Source organism: Lachnoclostridium sp. An169, assembly GCF_002160525.1.
GTDB classification, from domain to species: domain Bacteria; phylum Bacillota; class Clostridia; order Lachnospirales; family Lachnospiraceae; genus Mediterraneibacter; species Mediterraneibacter cottocaccae.
In genome coordinates, this window is the sequence record NZ_NFKT01000001.1 from 90,850 (window position 1) to 112,164 (window position 21,315).

The window sequence follows — 21,315 nt, forward strand, 5'->3', positions numbered from 1 at the left end:
GTTGTTTCTGTTGTGTAAAAAAATAATAAAATATAATCATTTACATGAAAAAGTTTATGCAGGACGTATGTTGTTCTGAAAATACATGATCATGTGTTTTGGGGATTGCAATATACTATATTTTGTATTAGAATAGTTTTCAGACGGATTGAAGCAGGTTAGTGAAAAGACCGTTGAATATAGAAAAATCAGAGGAGAAGGAAACGATGAAGATTATCAAAAGAAACGGCTCGGAAGAAGTATTTGACAACAGAAAGATCGTCATCGCCGTAACAAAGGCAGATACATCTGACGGCGGCAGAAGTCTGACGGATTCACAGATTGAGGATATCGCGGAGTATGTGGAGTTCAAGTGCAACAAGCTGGGACGCGCGGTGTCGGTGGAAGAGATACAGGATATGGTGGAGAATCAGATCATGGCTACCGGAGCCTTTGATCTTGCCAGAAGGTATGTGAGATACCGCTACAAGAGATCACTGGTGAGAAAGGCAAATACCACGGACAACCGGATCCTCTCTCTGATCGAATGTAACAATGAGGATGTAAAACAGGAGAATTCCAATAAGAATCCGGCGGTTAACAGTGTCCAGAGAGATTATATGGCGGGAGAGGTCAGCAGGGATCTGACCCAGAGGATGCTGCTTCCGGAGGATATTGTGGAGGCCGATAAAGAAGGAATCATTCATTTCCATGATTCCGATTACTATGCGCAGCACATGCACAACTGTGATCTGGTGAACCTGGAGGATATGCTCCAGAACGGCACCGTGATCAGCGGCACCATGATAGAGAAGCCCCACAGCTTTTCCACGGCATGTAATATTGCCACCCAGATCATTGCACAGGTTGCCAGCAACCAGTACGGCGGACAGAGTATTTCTCTCGCTCATCTGGCTCCTTTTGTACAGGTGTCCAGGGACAAGATCCGCGCGGAAGTCACGGAAGAGATGAAACTGGTGGGGATTGAGTATCCGAAGGAAATTCTGGATGAGATTGTGGAGGGACGCCTGAAAAAAGAGATTACCAAAGGTGTCCAGACCATCGAGTACCAGGTGATTACACTGATGACAACCAACGGACAGGCACCGTTCCTGACCGTGTTCATGTACCTCAACGAGGCGAAAAGCGAGGCGGAGAAGAAAAACCTTGCCATGATTATCGAGGAGACCCTGAAACAGCGCTACCAGGGCGTGAAGAACGAGGCGGGCGTATGGGTGACGCCGGCGTTCCCGAAGCTGATCTACGTTCTGGAAGAGGACAACATCGAGGAAGGACAGCCCTACTACTACCTGACGGAGCTGGCTGCGAAATGTACGGCAAAACGTCTTGTGCCGGATTACATTTCCGAGAAGAAGATGAAAGAGCTCAAGGAGGGCAACTGTTTCCCTGTAATGGGATGCAGAAGCGCCTTAAGCCCGTGGAAGGACGAGAACGGAAATTACAAGTTCTACGGAAGATTCAACCAGGGTGTTGTGACCATCAATCTGGTGGATGTGGCTCTCTCCTCAGGCGGGGACAGGGAGAAATTTTGGAAGATCTTCGATGAGAGGCTGAATCTGTGCTACCGCGCCCTGATGTGCAGGCACAACCGCCTGAAGGGAACACTTTCCGACGCGGCCCCGATCCTCTGGCAGTACGGTGCCCTGGCGCGCCTGAAAAAGGGAGAGACCATTGACAAACTGCTCTATGGCGGCTACTCTACGATCTCCCTGGGATATGCGGGACTGTATGAATGTGTGAAATACATGACCGGTAAATCCCATACCGATCCGGAGGCAACACCTTTTGCCCTGGAAGTAATGCAGCATATGAACGACGCCTGCGACAAATGGAAGGAAGAGACGAACATCGGATTCAGCATCTACGGTTCTCCGATTGAGAGTACCACATACAAATTTGCGAAATGTCTGCAGAGACGTTTCGGTATCGTGCCGGGCGTGACGGACAAGAGCTATATTACAAACAGCTACCATGTGTTTGTGGGAGAGGAGATCGATGCGTTCTCCAAGCTGAAATTCGAATCCCAGTTCCAGGCGCTTTCCACAGGCGGAGCAATCAGCTACGTGGAAGTACCGGATATGAAGGACAATATTCCGGCGGTGCTTCAGGTGATCCGCTTTATCTATGACAATATCATGTATGCGGAGCTGAATACAAAGAGCGACTACTGCCAGAAATGCGGATATGACGGGGAGATCCAGATCGTCACAGGAGAGGACGGAAAGCTTGTGTGGGAGTGCCCGCACTGCGGCAACCGTGACGAGAATACCCTGAATGTGGCAAGACGGACATGCGGCTATATCGGCACCCAGTTCTGGAACCAGGGAAGGACCCAGGAGATCAAGGAGAGAGTGCTGCATCTGTAGGAGGACAGGTATGTTTTACGGTGAGATCAAAAAGTGTGATATTGCGAATGGAGAGGGCGTGAGAGTCTCGCTTTTTGTATCCGGATGTACGCATCACTGTCCGGGATGTTTCAATGAGGCCACCTGGGACTTCTGTTATGGAAAAGAATTTACCGAAGAGACGGAAGAGGAGATCTTAAAGGCTCTGGAACCGGGATATATCAACGGGCTTTCCCTGCTGGGCGGGGAGCCCTTCGAGCCCCGGAACCAGGAGGCGCTTGTGCCTTTTCTGAGAAGAGTCAGAGAGAGGTATCCGGAGAAAAATATCTGGTGCTACAGCGGATATCTCTATGACAGGGAGCTTTTGAGCGAGAGCCGGGCAAGATGTGAATATACGGACGAAATGCTGTCCATGCTGGATGTGCTTGTGGATGGAAGGTTCGTGGAGAGCCTGAAGGATATCACCCTGGTTTTCCGGGGATCGTCAAACCAGCGGATCATCGATGTGAAGAAGAGCCTGGACCGGGGAGAAATTGTCCTGTGGGAGCCGAAGGTGAAGCGGGGAATGTGACAAAACGGAAAATGTAAAATTGAGCGAGTTTTCCCTTGACTTATTTTAATGCAGTTCATATAATAAATGAGTATATTGCAAAGACAAGGAAGAGGAGTAGTAGGAGTTTGGCTGTCGTTTCTCCGGAACTGACAGTTATGCCGCTTGCAGAGAACTGCCGGGAGGTGCGAGGCAGCAGGGCAGGCTCTGAACTGACCTTGGAGTCCTTCTGCTGAATCCGGTCGTGATCTGGTCAGGCAGGAGCGGGAGTTCCCGTTATAGAATGAATGAGTGCATCTGCCCGGTTCGGAACAGAAGAAGATCAATGTTTACACAGGATTTTTCCGCAACGCAGGAGCAGATGAATAAGAGTGGTACCGCGGAAATGAAGCCTTTTCGTCTCTTGGATATTGGAGAAGAAAAGGCTTGTTTTATGTTTTGATGTGCAGAAAAACGGACTGCAGACTGGAAGAAGCGGTCAAAGAAAGAGAGGAATCGTACATGGGTACAAAGATTGTGTATAACCACAGAGCCATTGAGAAAAAGTGGCGCGAGAGATGGGAAGAGAAACCGGTCAATCCGAAGGTGGATGACAATGGAAAGAAGAAACCGAAATATTACTGCCTGGATATGTTTCCGTATCCGTCGGGAAACGGACTTCATGTAGGACACTGGAGAGGATATGTGATCTCTGATGTGTGGAGCCGCTACAAGCTGCAGCAGGGATACTATATCATCCATCCGATGGGATGGGATGCCTTCGGGCTTCCGGCGGAGAACTATGCCATTAAGATGGGTGTTCACCCGGCAAAGTCAACAGCCGAAAATGTGGCTAATATCAAAAGGCAGATCAACGATATCGCAGCGCTTTACGACTGGGATATGGAAGTGAACACGACAGACCCGAGTTTCTACAAATGGACTCAGTGGATCTTTGTGAAGATGTTCAAGGCAGGGCTTGCTTATGAGAAGGAGTTCCCCATTAACTGGTGCCCCTCCTGTAAGACGGGTCTTGCAAACGAGGAGGTCGTAAACGGCAAATGCGAGCGCTGCGGTTCTGAGGTGACGAAGAAGAACCTGCGTCAGTGGATGCTCCGCATTACCAAATATGCGGACCGCCTGTTAAACGACCTGGACAAGCTGGACTGGCCGGAGAAGGTAAAGAAAATGCAGACAGACTGGATCGGCAAGTCCTACGGAGCAGAGGTTGATTTCCCGGTGGAAGGAAGAGACGAGAAGATCACTGTCTATACGACCAGACCGGATACTCTGTACGGTGCGACGTTTATGGTGCTTGCGCCGGAGCATGAACTGGCGGCATCCCTGGCTACGCCGGAGACGAAAGAGGCGGTGGAGAAATATATCTACGAATCCTCCATGAAATCAAACGTAGACCGTATGCAGGATAAGGAAAAGACCGGTGTGTTTACGGGAAGTTATGCCATCAATCCGTTAAACGGGGCGAAGACGCCGATCTGGCTGTCCGACTATGTACTGGCAGATTACGGAACCGGAGCGATCATGTGCGTTCCGGCACATGACGACCGTGACTTTGAGTTTGCAAAGAAGTTCAATATCCCGATTATTCAGGTTATTGCAAAAGACGGAAAAGAGATCGAGAATATGACGGAAGCCTATACGGAGGCAGCAGGAACAATGATCAACTCCGGAGAGTGGAACGGCATGGAGTCTGCAGTACTCAAGAAGGAAGCTCCGCATATCATCGAGGAAAAGGGAATCGGACGTGCGACAGTGAATTACAAACTGCGTGACTGGGTGTTCTCCCGTCAGCGTTACTGGGGCGAGCCGATCCCGATCGTACACTGCCCGGACTGCGGCTGTGTGCCGGTGCCTGAAGAGGAACTGCCGCTGCGCCTGCCGGATGTAGAGTCCTACGAGCCTACCGGAACCGGCGAGTCGCCTCTTGCCGCTATTGACGAGTGGGTGAACTGCAAGTGCCCGGTGTGCGGAAAACCGGCAAAGAGAGAGACAAACACAATGCCTCAGTGGGCAGGGTCTTCCTGGTATTTCCTGCGCTATGTGGACAATCACAATGATAAGGAACTGGTTTCCCGCGAGAAAGCAGATGAGCTTCTTCCGGTAGATATGTACATCGGTGGTGTGGAGCACGCGGTTCTTCATCTTCTGTACTCCAGATTCTACACGAAGTTCCTGTGTGATATCGGCGTGATCGACTTTGACGAGCCTTTCCAGAAGCTGTTCAACCAGGGAATGATCACCGGAAAGAACGGGATCAAGATGAGCAAGTCCAAGGGAAATGTCGTCTCACCGGACGATCTGGTTCGCGACTACGGATGCGATTCCCTGAGAATGTATGAGCTCTTTGTGGGACCGCCGGAGTTGGACGCAGAGTGGGATGACAGAGGAATTGACGGCGTCAACCGTTTCCTGAAACGTCTCTGGAATCTGCTTATGGACAGCAAGGATCAGGATATCCAGGCAACGAAAGAGATGATCCGTCTCCGCCACAAGATGGTGTACGACATTACCACACGTCTGGAGAGCTTCAGCCTGAATACAGTTATCTCCGGTTTCATGGAGTATAACAACAAGTTTATCGATCTGGCGAAGAAGACCGGAGGAATCGATAAGGAGACTCTGGAGACCATCGCAGTGCTGATCTCACCGTTTGCGCCTCATTTCGCAGAGGAAATGTGGGAGCAGCTCGGACATACGGAGACTGTCTTCGAGGCGGGATGGCCGTCCTATGACGAGAATGAGATGAAGGATGACGAGATCGAGATCCCGGTACAGATCAACGGCAAGACAAGAGCTGTGATCAGCATCTCTGCAGAGATTTCCAAAGAGGATGCGATTGCGGCAGGAAAGGAAGCCCTCGGGGATAAACTTTCCGGAAATGTGATCAAGGAGATCTATGTGCCGAAGAAGATTATTAATATTGTGATGAAATAATAGAAAAATGCTCTGAGCGGCTTTTCTCCATCGCTTTGTGCCGGTGGTCAGTTGGCCGCTCGGAGCATTTTGATTGTGCCGGTTTTTTGATCGTATCCCAAAATTCTGTGAAATGTGATATACTTGGAGAAAAATATTATTGGAAGAAAAGAAATCTGAAGACAGAATAAGGAGGTTTTGAGTATGTTGGAAGAACAGTTAAAGGCGCTGCTTGCAGAGTTTGGGCTGCCAGATGAGCACGCAGTCACATTCGGTCATCCGAAGATGAAGATGAAATGGGTGTTGCCACTGCCGGGGGTGAGCGTTTACTCATTTGAGCAGTTCCAGCCGTTTTTTATCTATTTCGACAGTGAGGGAATATCCTTCTTCCCGCTGAATGAGAAAAACTATGCCATGGGCAGATCTTTTATCGCCTGGGGAGATATCAAAGAGTTCCGGTTTAAAAAGGGGCTTGTGATGGAGGACGAAATCCGGGTGCAGGGGGATGGTTTCAGGATTGAGATGAAGATCCCGAAGGCAAAGGCCATGAATCCATGGGTAAAGGAAAATAATGCATATCTGAGTGAAAAAAATTATTTTTACAGACAGGAATAGAAAAAGGGTTATTAAGCAAAATCAAACCGTATGCTTTTACGGAATTTGCCAGAAGGTATGGAGAGGAATATCTTCTGGACTGCCTTGAGAGGAATGAAAAGGAGGGGATTGTTTATCACCGGGAAGGTATAAACGGAGACTATGATGATTTTGATGATCTGGAAGATCTGATTGAATTCATAAAGACAGGACCTGCAAAGAGGTCCTGATGCGGTAAAAGCAATGGAAATTCTGACCTGGGGAGAAGAGGATATGTTTGAAAATATAAAGGGCAGCGGTGACTGGAAAACAGTATTCCGTATTGTATCGGTCAGATAGACGCTTATTTTAATGATCAGATTCCGGAGGATTTCTGGATCACACTTGCGGTTTATGTGGCGCATGCGTCTCTGTATTCTATCAAGTGGGCGGAACGGTTCGGTCGGAAAGAGATCGATGGCATGACGGAACGGTGCCGGAGGGCATTTGAGGACTACGATTATTTCCGGACATATTTGCCAAAGTGGTATACAGATAAGTATAGATAAAGTGTTTTGGAAAAAAGAGTGCGGTATGCTCCATATCCCGCTCAGGAGATTCCGGAGCGGGATATGGATGTATAATGGGCAGCGGGAGAGCTCTCAAGGATCTCTTCGATATAGCGGTTCAGGGACATCTGATGGGCTGTGGCGTAAATAACCAGACGCTTATGGAGCTCAGGAGAAATTCGAACATTAAAACTGCCTTTGTAAGCAACTTCGGGCTTTTTCCCTTCTGTCTGACACATTTCCAGATAATCGTCAACAGCGTTGTGAAAATCGCTCAGAAGATCATGGGCATTTTCTCCTTCATATGAAATTAAACTGCGGATTCCCATAACTTTTCCGTAAAAAATGCCATCCTCTTCCGAAAATTCGACACTTCCAACATAACCTTTATACTCGATTGTATTGTTCATATAAGTCCCTCCTGTTCGAGAAATTCTTTCAACTGGTATACGTCCGTGCGCCGGTGTTTCAGCACCGGAATCTGCTCCCTTACCCGGTCTGTCTCTTCCAGGTCGATTTCGGTAATCTGCATAGCTTCCTTTTCGTCCATCCGGCTGATCACATTTCCCCATGGATCTGCGATCAGGCTGTGTCCCCACGAGACATAATCTGCCTCCGGGTTTCGGGCAGGCGCAGTCCCGGCGATAAATACCTGATTGCCCACAGCCTGGGAACGGAAGAGAAGTTCCCAGTGCATGGGGCCTGTGGTCATATTAAACGCGGCGGGAACCAGGATGAACCGGGCGTCTTTTAAAGCCATCAGGCGGAACAGCTCAAAAAAGCGGATGTCATAACATATGGCAAGCCCGAAAGTGCCGAATTCCGTATCAAATGTAGTAATAGAATTGCCGGCGGAGAGAATGTCCGACTCGCGGAAATGCTGTCCGCCCTCCACGTCGATATCAAAAAGATGCATCTTCCGGTGCTTTGCCGCCTGATTTCCATTCCGGTCAAAGATGTAGGCGGTGTTGAAAATATTTCCCTTTTCGTCGATCTCCGGCATGGTCCCCGGAGAAAACCAGATCTGATATTTTTCCGCAATGGCGGAACAGGCGCTCCAGAGAGAACCTCCCTGGGGCTGGGCATACTGCGGGAAGGCTGCGGTGCTGTACGGGCAGGAGAACATTTCCGGCAGAGCAAGAAGATCCGCCCCTGCAGCCCGGCAGCGGGAGGCTGCGCTTTCCAGATAATCAAGGCAGGCTTTTCTGTCTGTGATCACAGGCATCTGCACCTGCGCAATCTTAAATTTCTTCAATGTCATTTCCTCCTTTTACCGGTGCGGTGGAATTTCGGACCATAAGTTTGGCATGAAGCAGAACGGTGCCGATAGATACTCCGTTTCTCAAACTGTCCAGTGCATAGTAGCCGCATTTCCCGATTTCCGTCCGGTCCTGCCGGATCGTGGTAAGCGGCGGCGAAGTGTACGGACAGACCGGAAGATCATCAAAGCCGATTATGCTGACGTCCTCCGGCACGCGGTATCCGAGCTGCTGACACTGAAACATGGCGGCCTGTGCGATGGTGTCCTGGCAGCAGATGATGGCAGTCATCCCGAGATCGATCAGACGGGGGAGATGTTTTTCCATGCACTCGGTAAGGTAATAGGAGTGTGCTGCCTGCGCCGGAGAAGCTTCCAGACCGTGGCGGTGCATTGCCTGGAAGAATGCCCGGTGCCTTACCTGCATGATGTGAGAGCCGAGAGCGCTGCTTAAGTAACCGATCTTTTTGTGTCCCATTTTTTTTAAGTGGGCAACTGCCAGATCCATTCCTTCGTCGTTGTCAATACCCACATAAGCGGTGGCAGGATTGCCGATGATATGGTTGTCGTAAAGGACCGCCGGAGTATGGCTTGTCTTAAAATCCTGCATCCACGGGTCGTTCAGGGCGAAGCCGATGGCAAAAGAAGCCAGATAGCCGTTCTGGAGCATGAAAACATCATATCCCGTGCTGCGCTGTGTCTGTACGTTTACCGGGACGATATCCACTTCGAACCCGGCGGGCTCTGCCATCTGCCGGAATCCCATGACGATATCATGGCCGAAGTGATGGGGCTCCTCATATTGGATGTTGTCGCTCTGCGCCAGGATACAGATTTTCTGTGATGCTTTTTTATAACGGCGCAGTCTTGTATAACCGAGTTCCACAGCGGTCTCGAGAATTTGTTTTTGTAATGTTTCGCTGATATCGGGTGCATCGTTGAGCGCCTTCGACACCGTACCTTTTGAGATCCCGAGTTTGTCAGCTATATCTTGAATGGTGGTCATTCGGGCACCTTCTTTCCTGTATGAAAATCACTTGAAAACATTATAATGAAAATAGAACAAGAAATCAATGAAAAAACTATGTGGTTTAGAAAAGTTTCGTAAAGCACGAAAATAAATATGCACAAAAACGTGGGCAATAAAATATGCAGATTATACAAAGTGTATGCAAAAACGGCGAAACAGGATTGACGTTTCCGAAAAACAGGTATATAGTAAAACATAACGAAACAAAACGAAACTTTTAGAAGATGGAGGAAGTGCATTATGAAGAAAAGAGCAGTGTCGCTGACATTCGGTCTTGCTGCGGGCGGACTGACCGGCTGCGGCAGCGGTTCCGAAGACGGGGCGGTTGAAAAGGTTCGTCTTATGGTGTGGTCGCCTACAGCAGATCAGTCAAAGGACAACGGAGAATGGCTGCAGACCTGCTGCGAAGCGTTTGCAGATGAACATCCCGAGTGGGATATTACGTTCGTATACGGGATCATGGATGAGGCGAGCGCTTCAAGCCAGGTGGGACAGGATCCGGATGCCAGCGCGGATGTGTTTCTGTACTCCAACGACGGTATTGCATGGCTGACGGATTCCAAGGCAGCAGCAAAGTTCGGCGGAAAGTACAGAGAGGAGATCGAGGCTACGAACTCTCCGGAGATTCTGCAGTCGCTTATGCTCGGGGATGACCTGTACGGCGTTCCCTATACGACAAATACCTGGTACATGTTCTATGACAAATCTGTATTTTCGGAGGAGGATGTAAAGAATCTGGACACCATGCTGGAAAAAGGAGTGGTATCTTTCCCGTTTACGAACTCCTGGTATCTGCCGGCGTTCTATGTAGGCAACGGCTGTACGCTCTTCGGGGACGGTACAGACGAGGAGGCAGGCGTTGACTTTACCGGGCAGAAGGCAGTCGATGTGACCAACTACCTGATCGATCTGGAGAGCAACCCGAACTTCCGGATCGATGCGGACGGTTCCGGTATCGCGGGGCTCCGTGACGGAAGCATCAACGCCATGTTCACCGGTTCCTGGGACGCCAATGCAATCAAGGAGATTCTGGGGGACAACATGGGCGTAACGTCCCTTCCGACCTTTACGCTCAACGGCGAGGAAGTTCAGATGAAAGCCTATGCGGGCTCCAAGGCGGTGGGTGTCAATTCCCACAGCAAATATATGGAGCAGGCGGTTGCGCTTGCGGTTTATCTGGGATCTGCCGAAGTGCAGCGCCTCCACTATGAACTGTTAAATGTAATTCCCTGCAATACGGAACTTCTGGAGGATCCGGAGATCGCTTCCGACCAGCTTGTCATTGCACAGAATGATACCTTCAACTATACGTCAATCCTGCAGCCTTTTGTCTCCCAGATGAATAACTGCTGGACTCCGGTCGAGAACCTGGGCAAGGGAATCCGCAACGGAAGTGTGACTCATGACAATGCGGAAGAGCAGACAGAAGCAATGAATGACGCGATGAACAGCGACGGTATATCATAAGGAGGCAAATGAGGATGGGTATTTTAAAAAAGAGAGTAAATGAATTTCCTACGCCGTATACCTGCATGAATGCGATCAGGAAAGGCGGGATTGAGACGAAGTTATCCATGGTTCTCATGGGATTTGGAAATGTTGTCCACGGGCAGCTGATCAAGGGGCTGCTTTATCTGGCTCTGGAAGTCGCGTACATTGTATTTATGGTGATGTCCGGTGTACACTGTCTGGCAATGCTTCCATCTCTGGGCTCTGTGGAACAGCAGGAGTACTGGGACGAGGCAAAACAGGTCTATATGTACACGAAAGGCGACCAGTCGGTGCTGATCCTTCTCTACGGTGTCGCCACGGTACTGATCACAGTCCTGATGGTGCTTATGTGGAGAGGGACACTCAGAAGCGCCTACAAGGCTGAGTGCCTTGCAAAAGCAGGAAAACATGTAAACAATTTTGTTGAAGACCTGAAAACGCTTCTTCACGAAAACCTGCAGAAGCTCCTGATGACGCCGCCGATGGTGTTCATTTCCCTGTTTACGATCCTGCCGCTGATCTTCATGATCTGTATGGCGTTTACAAACTACAGCAAGATCGGCGACCACCTGATGCTCTTTGACTGGGTGGGGCTGGAAAACTTCGCGGCGCTGTTTGACTCAAGCAGTATTCTCGGAAGTACCTTCTGGTCCGTGCTCGGATGGACGCTGATCTGGGCGTTCTTCGCAACCTTCTCCAACTACATTTTCGGTATGATCGTCTCCCTTCTGATCAATCGGAAGGGGACGCGGGCAAAGGGATTCTGGAGATTCTGTTTCGTGCTCTCCTGCGCAATGCCGATGTTCGTATCCCTGCTGATCATGAGGACCATGCTTCAGCCGGAGGGCGCGGTGAACGTGCTTTTGAGAAATCTGGGACTGATCGCGTCAGACGCAAGTCTTCCGTTTTTTACAGATCCGATGTGGGCGAGAGTGACGGTTATCGTAATCAACATCTGGGTCGGCGTACCCTACACGCTGCTTCAGCTCACCGGAGTGCTTCAGAATATTCCGGAAGATCTCTACGAGGCGGCAAAGGTGGACGGCGCCAATGCAGTGCAGATCTTCTTCAAGATTACACTCCCGTACATGCTGTACGTGACGACACCGTATCTGATTACGACCTTTACGGGAAATGTCAACAACTTCAACGTCATCTACCTGCTTTCGGGAGGAGATCCGGTTACGGATCTTGGCGCTACGGCGGGTAAGACGGATCTGCTTGTAACCTGGCTGTATAAGCTGACGATCGATAAGCAGTACTACAATATCGGTGCGGTTATCGGTATCCTGACATTTATCATTCTTGCCATCGGCGCGCTGATTACATACCATAACAGCAGATCATACAAAGAAGAAGGAGGGTTCTAAACATGGCTGGACAGAAAATGCATTCCGCAAAGAGAAAAAGGTTCATTACAAACAGCGTTGTCCACGTAGTTCTCGGGATTCTGGCGGTAATCTGGGTGTTCCCGATTATCTGGGTCATCCTCACAAGTTTCCGCGTCGAGCAGGGCTCCTATGTATCTACATTCCTGCCCCAGTCCTACACACTGGACAATTATATCCGGCTGTTTACGGATACTTCCATCCTGAACTTCCCGCAGATGTTCATGAACACCCTGTTCATCGCGATCTGCTCCTGCATCCTGTCAACGTTCTACGTACTGTCCGCATCTTACTGTCTGTCAAGGCTGCGTTTTAAGATGAGAAAACCGTATATGAACATGGCGATGATACTGGGGCTGTTCCCGGGATTTATGTCCATGGTTGCCGTGTATTTTATTCTGAAGGCTCTGGGACTGTCCGAGGGAAATATGATTAAACTGGCGCTGATTCTTGTGTACTCCGGCGGAGCTGCCTTAAGTTTCCAGATCGCCAAGGGGTTCTTCGATACGATCCCGTTTGCAGTGGATGAGGCGGCGATTCTGGACGGATGTACGAGATGGCAGATCTTTACGAAGATCACACTTCCGCTGAGTAAACCGATCGTTGTCTATACGACACTGACTTCCTTCATGGGACCGTGGGTAGATTTCATCTTTGCAAAGGTTATCTGCCGTGCCAATGCGGATCAGTATACGATCGCAATCGGTCTTTGGAGGATGCTTGAAAAGGAATACATCGACAGCTGGTATACCTGCTTTGCGGCGGGGGCGGTGCTCATCTCGATACCGATCGCGGCACTGTTCCTGTATATGCAGAGGTATTACGTGGATGGACTGTCCGGAGCGGTCAAAGGGTAAATGCTGCGACTGGTCCACGAAGCTGTAACGAATCTAAGATGGGTACAGAGAGCAGTGCCCATCTTAGATTCGAACATCTTCGGGACGGATTCTCCGCCCCGTCCGCTTAACTTCCGCTCCTGACACGGATGTCTCAGCTCTTGTCTCATCCGGTCGGAGGAGAGAGAAGCGGAAGGGGCATCTGGTTGTGAGGAGAGAGCAGAGAAAACAGGAGTATGATGAGAAAAACTGGCAATAGAAGAGAGGCATGATATATGAAGACAGCACTGGAATGGAAGAAGTATTATTCGAGCCCGGGGTTTCGGGACAATTTTATTTACAGAGAAAATGATCTTGGGGTGAGCTGCACGGAGAAGGGAACCTCTTTCAAATTATGGAGTCCTTCAGCTGACAGTGTCACCCTGAATCTGTATAGAGAAGGAACCGGGGACTGCCTTCTGGGAAGGGTTTCCATGCAGAGGGAAGACCGGGGCGTATGGTCCTGGAAGACGGAGGAAAATCTGCACGGGGTCTACTATGATTTTGAACTGGAGATAGAAGGAGAACGGATTTTCTCTGCGGATCCCCGGGCAAAGGCATGCGGGCTGAACGGACAGAGGAGTATGGCAGTGGATCTCGGAAAGACGGACCCGGAAGGGTGGGAGAAGGATCAGGCGCCTGCTCCGGGAACGGAGCGGATTATCTACGAACTTCATGTGAAAGAATTTTCCTGGGATCCGTCCGGCGGCTTTCCGGAAGAGTACAGGGGAAAATACAAGGCGTTTACCTGTGCAGATACAACTCTCTTTGGAGACGGCGTTCACGCCACGGGGATAAAGTATCTGCAGGAACTGGGCGTTACCCATGTACAGATCATGCCGTCCTACGACTACGGCTCGGTTAACGAGGCGGGGGAGGAAACAGAATTTAACTGGGGCTATGACCCGGTCAATTATAATGTTCCCGAGGGGTCCTATTCTACGGATCCGGCTCACGGGGAAGTACGTATCCGGGAAATGAAGGAGATGATCCAGGCACTTCACCGGGCAGGGTTCCGTGTGATTATGGATGTGGTTTACAATCATACCTATTCTCTGGATTCCTGGTTCCAGAGAACGGCGCCCTGGTATTTCTACCGGGTATTTGATGACGGCAGGATTTCCAACGGTTCCGCCTGCGGCAATGATGTGGCGAGCGAGCGGGAGATGTGCGCGGATTATATTCTCAATTCCGTGCTGTACTGGACTGAGGAATATCACATCGACGGCTTCCGTTTTGACCTGATGGGGCTTCTCGATGTGGAACTGATGAACCGGATCCGCCGGGAACTGGATCTCCGTTATGGCAAGGGGGAAAAGATCCTTTTCGGGGAACCCTGGTCTGCCGATGTGACTGCCATGGAGGGCGGAGCCCTTCCTGCTTCCAAGAAAAATATTGCGCTTCTGGATGAGAATATCGGAATTTTCTGCGACGACACCAGGGACGCCATCAAAGGATCGGCACTGAAAACCCATCTGCCCGGATTCGTAAACGGGGCGGAAGGAAAAGAAGAGGCAATCCTGGAGAGCGCCGGAGCATGGTGCCGGGATCCGGGCGAAGGAAGAGAGATCTTTGCCGGGGAGGAGGCAAGCGAGATTGCGGGAAAGGTGAAAGCACCGTCCCAGATCATTTCCTATGTCTCCGCCCACGACAATCAGACGCTCTGGGACAAACTGGACGAGACGGCACCGGACCAGGACCGGATGCGGCTGAACCGGATGGCGGCAGCCATGTACATGACCTGCCAGGGAAGCCTGTTTTTCCTGTCCGGGGAAGAGTTTGCCCGGACAAAGGACGGTCATGACAATACCTTCGATGCCCCCATTTCCCTGAACCGGCTGGACTGGAAAAAGGCGTGGGAGGAGAGCGCGCTTGTGGAGTATTATAAAGGGCTCATCGGTCTGCGCAAAAAGCTGCCGGGGCTCTGCGACAAATCATCAGAAGCCCGGAAGAGAATCTTCCATATGAGAGAAGAGGCAGGGCTTGTGAGCTTCATGGTGGATAACCGGAAGAAGAGGGACAGCCTGCGAAAGGCCGGGGAGAACGGCGCCGGTCAAACGGAAGACGGAAACGGGGCGGGCGTGCCGGGATGGCAGACTCTGATGGTGATTTACAACCGAAGGGAGAGTCCGGCTGTGTTTGAACTTCCGGGAGAAGGCTGGGAAATCCTCTGCGACGGGGAGAACAGCTGTCTCTGGCAGGAGAAGCGGCCTGTGGAGAAAACCGTCACGGCAATGCCACAGAGCGTAACCGTACTGGGCTGCCTGGATGCGGGAAAGAATGTGGGAATCGCCATGGAGGATATGGACGATGGCGGCAGGAACGGACGGGGAAACAGAAGAAAGGTCCGGAAGGCGGCAGAATACGGAGAAAGACAGGAGAGGAGACGCGCAGTATGAAATGGGTGTACGGAAAACAGGACTGGAAGACGCTGGAGAGAGGACAGGAGAACTGTTATCTGATGACGAACGGGCTGGGAGGATTCTCCTCCCTTACCATGACCGGATCGGCGGCGAGAAATGACCATGCTTTTCTGATGGCGTGTACACATGCCCCGAACCACCGCTATAATATGGTGCACCGGCTGTCGGAACAGATAACAGAGCTGTCTTCGGACAGGGAGGTTTCCTGGATGCTCTCCAGCCAGGAGTTCGCAGATGGAAGCTGTGAGGAAGGATACCGCGCTCTCTCGGAATTTTCTTATGAAGATACCCCTGTCTGGCTGTTTCAGAACCGGGGAGTACAGGTGGAAAAGGAAGCGGTTCTGGTACAGGGGGAGAATACGGCGGCAGTGTGCTACCGGATTGAGAACCGTTCAGGCCGGGCGGTACGCCTGTCCGTAACGCCCTTTTTCCAGTTTGTACCCAAGGGGATGGAGGCAGAGGAAGATCAGGTGTTTGAGCGGAGCGGAAACCGGATTACGAGCAGAGGGCTTTCCCTGGATCTCTTCACTAACGGCAGTCTGGAAGATACTGGGGAAATGATGGAGAACTGTTTCTATGCCTGGGATGTCTGCGATGGAAGAAGAGCCACGGGAAGGGCAAAAGCACTGGTACGCATCTGTGCGGATGTGAATCCGGGAGAGAAAAAGAGCATGGCTGTGATCTTTCGGATGCCGGATGAAAGTCCTGCTAAGGAGGCACCCGAAAAATCGGGGGATTGGGAAATGTCTTCCGCTGAGGCAGCATCCGCAGCTGCGTCGGCGTATGAAACAGACAGGGATATTGTGAGATGGGCGGAGGATATGATTGCAGAGCGGAAGGCATACCGGAAAAAGCTGGAGCGGGAGGCGGATTTTCACTCGGAAATGGCGTCCTTTCTGGCAAAGAGCGCGGAGCAGTTTATTTCGCTCCGGGAGTCCACAGGAGGAGAGACGATCCTTGCCGGATTTCCGTTTTTTGAAGACTGGGGAAGGGATACGATGATTGCCCTGCCGGGGGTGTGTATTTCCACACGCCGGTTTGAAAATGCGGCATCTATTCTGCGGACGTTTGCCCGGTATGAGAAGGACGGGCTGATGCCGAACCTTTTCCCGGAGGGGGAAAATGAACCCCGTTATAATACGGCGGACGCGGCGCTCCTTTTTATCAACTGTGTCTGGCTGTACTGCGGGGCGGCGGAGGATGAATCGTTTGCTGTGGAGATGTATCCGGTGATGGAAAGGATCATAGACGGATACCGCAATGGCACAGGGTTTGGGATACATATGGATGATGACGGTCTGATGATGGCAGGGGAAGATCTGGATCAGGTCACATGGATGGATGTGCGCGTGGGAGAGATCCTTCCGACGCCCCGACATGGGAAACCGGTGGAGATCAATGCATACTGGTATAATGCGCTCTGCATTATGGAGCGGTTTGCGGGAATCGCCGGAAAACAGGGGAAAGCAGAGGAGTACCATGCTATGGCAGAGCAGGTGAAAACCTCCTTCTGCGAGAAGTTCTGGAATCCGGAAAAACACTGTCTGAAAGATGTGCTCTCCGGTACGAAGGCGGATGATCAGATCCGCTGCAACCAGATCTGGGCGGTGTCCATGCCGTTTACCATGCTGGAGCGGGAACAGGAAAAGCAGATTGTTGATACGGTGTTTGAAAAACTTTATACGCCTTACGGGCTGCGGACCCTGGATCCGGAAGATCCGGAATTTTGCGGATTCTACGGCGGGGAGATGCTGGAACGGGATCTTGCCTATCATCAGGGAACAACATGGACGTATCCTCTGGGAGGATATTATCTTGCGTATCTGAAGGTGAACGATTACAATGAAGAGGCAGTCAGATGTGTGAGACGCCAGGTGGAAGTTTTGGAGAGCGCCATGCGTGAGGGATGTATCGGACAGCTTCCGGAGATCTATGACGGGGAGAATCCGGTCTCGTCGAAAGGATGTTTCGCCCAGGCCTGGAGCGTGGGGGAGATGCTCCGGGTGTATGAGGCGCTGGAACGCGGGAAAAAAGACAGATAAAGGAGATGGCAATATGGCAGTGAATAATCAGAAATGGTGGAAGGATGCGGTAATCTATCAGATTTACCCGAAAAGTTTTCAGGACAGCAACGGAGACGGAATCGGAGACATCCCGGGAATCATAAGCAGACTGGATTATCTGAAGGATCTGGGAATCGACGCGGTATGGCTCTCTCCGGTATATTGTTCTCCCCAGGATGACAACGGATATGACATTTCCGATTACCAGGATATTGACCCTATGTTCGGAACGCTGGAGGACATGGAGCGTCTGATCCGCGAGGCGAAGGAGAGGGGGATCCGGATCATCATGGACCTGGTGCTCAACCATACTTCCGATGAGCACCGGTGGTTCCGGGAGGCGAAGAAGGGAAAGGATAATCCCTATCACGATTACTATGTCTGGCGGGACGGGGAAGAGGGGGTACTGCCCAACGATATGAAAGCTTCTTTCGGCGGTCCGGCGTGGGAGTGGGTTCCGGAACTGAAACAGTACTATTTTCATCAGTTTTCCGTAAAGCAGCCCGATCTCAACTGGGAGAATCCGAAGGTGCGCCGGGAGCTCTACGATATGATTCTCTGGTGGATGGACAAGGGCGTGGGAGGTTTCCGGCTGGATGTGATCGACCAGGTCGCCAAGGAACCGGACCGGAAGATTACCAGTAACGGTCCCAGGCTCCATGAGTTCATTCGGGAGATGAGCCGGGAGACGTTCCAGAAGGGAGACCTGATTACAGTCGGAGAGGCGTGGGGCGCCAACACGGAAAATGCGAAGCTCTACAGCAACCCGGACGGCAGCGAATTTTCCATGGTGTTCCAGTTCGAACACAGCATGATGGACCAGCAGGAAGGAAAGGAAAAATGGGATCTGGCGCCTCTTCCTTTTGTGAAGTTGAAGAAATGTCTGGCAAAATGGCAGAACAGCCTTTATCAGACGGGATGGAACAGCCTGTTCTGGGATAATCATGACCTGCCGAGAATCGTGTCCCGCTGGGGAGACGACGGAAAGTACCGGAAGGAATCGGCAAAAATGCTGGCAGCAGTACTCCATGGAATGCAGGGGACTCCCTATATTTACCAGGGGGAAGAACTGGGAATGACCAATATCAGGTTCACAGACATCAGTGAGTACCGGGATATTGAGACGCTCAACGTCTACCGTGAACGTCTGGAAGAAGGATATCCGAAAGACGAAGTGATGCGGTCTGTCTACGCAAAGAGCCGGGATAACGCCCGTACGCCCATGCAGTGGAACGGGGAGAAGAATGCAGGATTTACCGATGGCACGCCCTGGATTGCCGTCAATCCGAACTATGTGGAGATTAACGCGGCCAAGGAACAGAAGGATCCGGATTCCGTTTACTGTTTCTACCGCGCCCTGACGCACCTGAGAAAAGAGCATCCCGTTTTTGTGGACGGAAAATTCCAGCTTCTTCTGCCCGAGGATGAACATATCTTTGCCTATACCCGGACGGATGATGATTCGGAAATGCTTGTCTGCGCCAACTTTACCGGAGAGGCGGCAGCGTGTCCGCTGGACGGAAAATGGAAGGACGCGCAGATGCTTCTTCATAATTATAAGGAAGAGCTGGGGGAAGTGCTTAAGCCTTACGAGGCGGCGATACTGATCCGGAGAAGGGAGCTCTGACAGAGCAGAGGACAGTTGCGGAGGCTGTTTATGGATAAAGAAATGATTGCAGATAAAGGGATAAAGTCTGAAGAAAAAAGAACATATATCGTAAGAGAGGCAGTTGTCATGGGGAATGTCTCTCTGGGGGAGGACGTCACGGTTCTCTTTCATGCGGTCCTGCGGGGAGATGAGGAGAAGATTACAGTCGGAAAGGCGAGCAATATCCAGGACAACTGCACCGTCCACGCGGATAAAGGGTTCCCGGTGGTAATCGGAGAACATGTCACTGTGGGACATAATGCGGTGATCCATGGCTGCACCATCGGGGACGGCAGCCTGATCGGCATGGGCTCGATTATCTTAAACGGCGCCCGGATCGGGAAAGAGTGTCTCATCGGGGCGGGCAGCCTGGTTCTGGAGGGGCAGGAGATCCCGGACGGGAGCCTGGCAGTGGGAAGCCCGGCAAAGGTGAAGCGGATGCTTACCCGGGAGGAGAGACAGAAGCTTTACGAGAGCAGCCGGGCGTACGTGGAAACAGGGAGAAAACTCGGGCAGCAGGGATACCTGAAAGACTTTCCCGCTTCTTCTGCCGGGGAATGACGGCAAAAGTGAAAAGTTATAGTTAAGATTTGGAAAAGCAGGCTGACAGGGGCATATCTTTTGTGTATACTTCAAGTAAACACCTGAAAATCCGGACGACGGACAGAAAAAGAAAGAGGAGGGCACAAACTATGTATTACATCAGAAATTTTATGGACAATGACGACATTAAGGTGACAGATTCCCTGGGGGCTTTTTCCGTGCTTGAGTACCAGAGAGACTTAAGCGTGATGCCGGAAACTGCAATGGCAGCTTACTATGCAAGCCAGATGAACGTGAGGAAAAGGCAGGTTGTCTGTGATTTGTCCAAGTCGAAAGTCACCATCCAGGCGGGAGCGATGCAGTGGATGGCAGGAGATGTCAAGGCAACGACAGGCATCAAGGGAGTGGGAGACTTCTTCGGAAAGGCAGTGCGCGGTTCCGTGACCGGCGAGTCCGCGATCAAGCCGGAGTATACGGGAAGCGGAACTCTGGTCCTGGAGCCCACATACAAGTATATCCTGCTTGTAGACCTGAAAGACTGGAATGGCTCTATTGTGCTTGACGACGGATTGTTCCTTGCCTGCGAGTCTTCGCTGAAACACAAAGCAGTGGCGCGCTCCAACTTTTCTTCCGCAGTAGCGGGAAATGAAGGGCTGTTCAACTTGGGCATCCAGGGAAACGGCGTCGTGTGTCTGGAGTCTCTGTGTCCGAAAGAGGAACTGGTGGAGATTACCCTGGAAAATGACGTGCTGAAAGTGGACGGAAACTTTGCCATCGCATGGAGCGGAAGCCTCGACTTCACAGTGGAGCGCTCCGGAAAGAGCCTGATCGGATCCGCAGCTTCCGGAGAGGGGCTGGTGAATGTTTACAGAGGAACCGGAAAAGTTCTGTTGGCGCCGGTTCGTTAAGTCATCTGAACCGGATACAAATCAGACAGAAAACAGAAAAATAAAAGAAGGAGGGAGTACTTCGGCGTGCCTCAGGGCTGTCAGGTAAACGCCCTCCTTCTTTCTACCAGCTGCATCTTCCGCAATTGGTGCAGTGGATACAGCTCTTTTTACCAGTCTGCGGCTTCCATGGAAGAATTCGGACTTTTTCTCCGGACTTCCACCATGTCTCGCGGTTGATATCCTGAATCCGTGCTCGCTTTCTGTCCGCAGACAGCGTTACCACAAGCGGGATGAGCGTCTTTTCTTCCGGTTTCATGCAGTTCTGGTAGAAAACCGGGGCATAGATCTCACTGCCGATCTCGATCTGCTGTTCTGCCGTGACAATACGTACACTTCCGTCTTCCTCCTCAAAGATTCCCGTCTTTGTCCTGCACGGCCAACTCAGAAACCCGTCCCCGTGCAAAGTAAAACATCCGATTTCCGTATCAAATTTCTTAAGATCCGTTTCTGCTGTCATTTTACATATCCGCTCCTTTTATCAAAAAATCAGAGTATTACTCTGTCTATTGTATAACGATTCTGAGTTGGAAACAAGGCGTTGACGCCCCGGATTGTCACGAAGACCCGTAGTGGATTACTTTTTATACCTCCTCCAGATTACAGCCGAATGGACCGGCACAACCGGAATTTCCTGTAAATTTGCCGGGCCTGCCTTGACAATACGGGTGGCTCTGCGGTAGAATAGGCGTTGAAAAG

General features: G+C 51.0%; 15 protein-coding genes, 2 pseudogenes and 2 other annotated features (1 of these 19 only partly in view). Of the genes and pseudogenes, 13 read left to right on the top strand and 4 right to left on the bottom strand.

The window, feature by feature from the left end; translation table 11 throughout:
- Positions 1–206 precede the first annotated feature (206 nt).
- The 5 genes and pseudogenes from nrdD to B5F07_RS23485 all read left to right on the top strand — a co-directional run.
- Positions 207–2,366 carry an anaerobic ribonucleoside-triphosphate reductase gene (gene nrdD, locus B5F07_RS00450; protein ID WP_087159314.1) on the top strand — a complete coding sequence of 720 codons (2,160 nt, stop codon included), beginning with the start codon at positions 207–209 and terminating at the stop codon, positions 2,364–2,366.
- 10 nt (positions 2,367–2,376) lie between these two features.
- The gene (gene nrdG, locus B5F07_RS00455; RefSeq protein WP_087159315.1) at positions 2,377–2,916 is read left to right on the top strand and encodes an anaerobic ribonucleoside-triphosphate reductase activating protein; all 540 of its coding nucleotides are present in this window, start codon (positions 2,377–2,379) and stop codon (positions 2,914–2,916) included.
- Positions 2,917–2,993: 77 nt separating this feature from the next.
- Positions 2,994–3,302: a binding site (T-box leader), on the top strand.
- 94 nt (positions 3,303–3,396) lie between these two features.
- Positions 3,397–5,829: a leucine--tRNA ligase gene (leuS, locus tag B5F07_RS00460; protein WP_087159526.1), complete on the top strand. Its 2,433-nt coding sequence runs from the start codon at positions 3,397–3,399 to the stop codon at positions 5,827–5,829.
- Between the two features lie 183 nt (positions 5,830–6,012).
- Positions 6,013–6,423: a hypothetical protein gene (locus B5F07_RS00465; RefSeq protein ID WP_087159316.1), complete on the top strand. Its 411-nt coding sequence runs from the start codon at positions 6,013–6,015 to the stop codon at positions 6,421–6,423.
- Between the two features lie 2 nt (positions 6,424–6,425).
- Positions 6,426–6,632, top strand: a pseudogene (locus B5F07_RS23485) (DUF3795 domain-containing protein); the annotation flags it as partial.
- Between the two features lie 359 nt (positions 6,633–6,991).
- Here the strand turns inward: B5F07_RS23485 and B5F07_RS00475 are convergent.
- The 3 genes and pseudogenes from B5F07_RS00475 to B5F07_RS00485 form a co-directional block, all read right to left on the bottom strand.
- Positions 6,992–7,360: a type II toxin-antitoxin system HicB family antitoxin gene (locus tag B5F07_RS00475; protein ID WP_087159317.1), complete on the bottom strand. Its 369-nt coding sequence runs from the start codon at positions 7,358–7,360 to the stop codon at positions 6,992–6,994.
- Positions 7,357–8,205, bottom strand: a complete 849-nt coding sequence (locus B5F07_RS00480) for a carbon-nitrogen hydrolase family protein (protein WP_087159318.1) — start codon at positions 8,203–8,205, stop codon at positions 7,357–7,359. The genes B5F07_RS00475 and B5F07_RS00480 overlap by 4 nt, the downstream gene beginning before the upstream one ends.
- Positions 8,192–9,217, bottom strand: a pseudogene (locus tag B5F07_RS00485) (LacI family DNA-binding transcriptional regulator); the annotation flags it as partial. The gene B5F07_RS00480 and the pseudogene B5F07_RS00485, both read right to left, overlap by 14 nt.
- A gap of 261 nt (positions 9,218–9,478) precedes the next feature.
- Between B5F07_RS00485 and B5F07_RS00490 the strand changes: the two are divergent.
- The 8 genes from B5F07_RS00490 (at position 9,479) to B5F07_RS00525 (ending at position 20,577) form a co-directional block, all read left to right on the top strand.
- Positions 9,479–10,705: an extracellular solute-binding protein gene (locus B5F07_RS00490; protein WP_087159320.1), complete on the top strand. Its 1,227-nt coding sequence runs from the start codon at positions 9,479–9,481 to the stop codon at positions 10,703–10,705.
- 14 nt (positions 10,706–10,719) lie between these two features.
- Complete coding sequence (locus B5F07_RS00495) at positions 10,720–12,099, top strand: carbohydrate ABC transporter permease (protein WP_087159321.1); 1,380 nt, start codon at positions 10,720–10,722, stop codon at positions 12,097–12,099.
- 2 nt (positions 12,100–12,101) lie between these two features.
- Positions 12,102–12,974 (top strand): sugar ABC transporter permease, encoded by an 873-nt coding sequence (locus tag B5F07_RS00500; RefSeq protein WP_087159322.1) that lies wholly within the window; start codon positions 12,102–12,104, stop codon positions 12,972–12,974.
- A 254-nt stretch (positions 12,975–13,228) separates the two neighbouring features.
- The gene (gene pulA / locus B5F07_RS00505) at positions 13,229–15,391 is read left to right on the top strand and encodes a type I pullulanase (protein ID WP_087159323.1); all 2,163 of its coding nucleotides are present in this window, start codon (positions 13,229–13,231) and stop codon (positions 15,389–15,391) included.
- Complete coding sequence (locus B5F07_RS00510; protein WP_087159324.1) at positions 15,388–17,457, top strand: amylo-alpha-1,6-glucosidase; 2,070 nt, start codon at positions 15,388–15,390, stop codon at positions 17,455–17,457. Before pulA ends, B5F07_RS00510 begins: the two co-directional genes overlap by 4 nt.
- Positions 17,458–17,470: 13 nt before the next feature.
- Positions 17,471–19,105 (top strand): glycoside hydrolase family 13 protein, encoded by a 1,635-nt coding sequence (locus tag B5F07_RS00515; RefSeq protein WP_087159527.1) that lies wholly within the window; start codon positions 17,471–17,473, stop codon positions 19,103–19,105.
- Positions 19,106–19,135: 30 nt separating this feature from the next.
- Entirely contained in the window at positions 19,136–19,687 is a 552-nt protein-coding gene (locus tag B5F07_RS00520) for a gamma carbonic anhydrase family protein (protein ID WP_242972379.1), read from the top strand.
- Positions 19,688–19,818: 131 nt separating this feature from the next.
- Entirely contained in the window at positions 19,819–20,577 is a 759-nt protein-coding gene (locus B5F07_RS00525; RefSeq protein ID WP_087159325.1) for an AIM24 family protein, read from the top strand.
- Between the two features lie 103 nt (positions 20,578–20,680).
- On the opposite strand, the gene B5F07_RS00530 is transcribed toward B5F07_RS00525, so the two are convergent.
- Positions 20,681–21,076, bottom strand: a complete 396-nt coding sequence (locus B5F07_RS00530) for a hypothetical protein (protein WP_087159326.1) — start codon at positions 21,074–21,076, stop codon at positions 20,681–20,683.
- 238 nt (positions 21,077–21,314) lie between these two features.
- Position 21,315 (top strand) — a binding site (T-box leader); it runs 248 nt beyond the window's last position.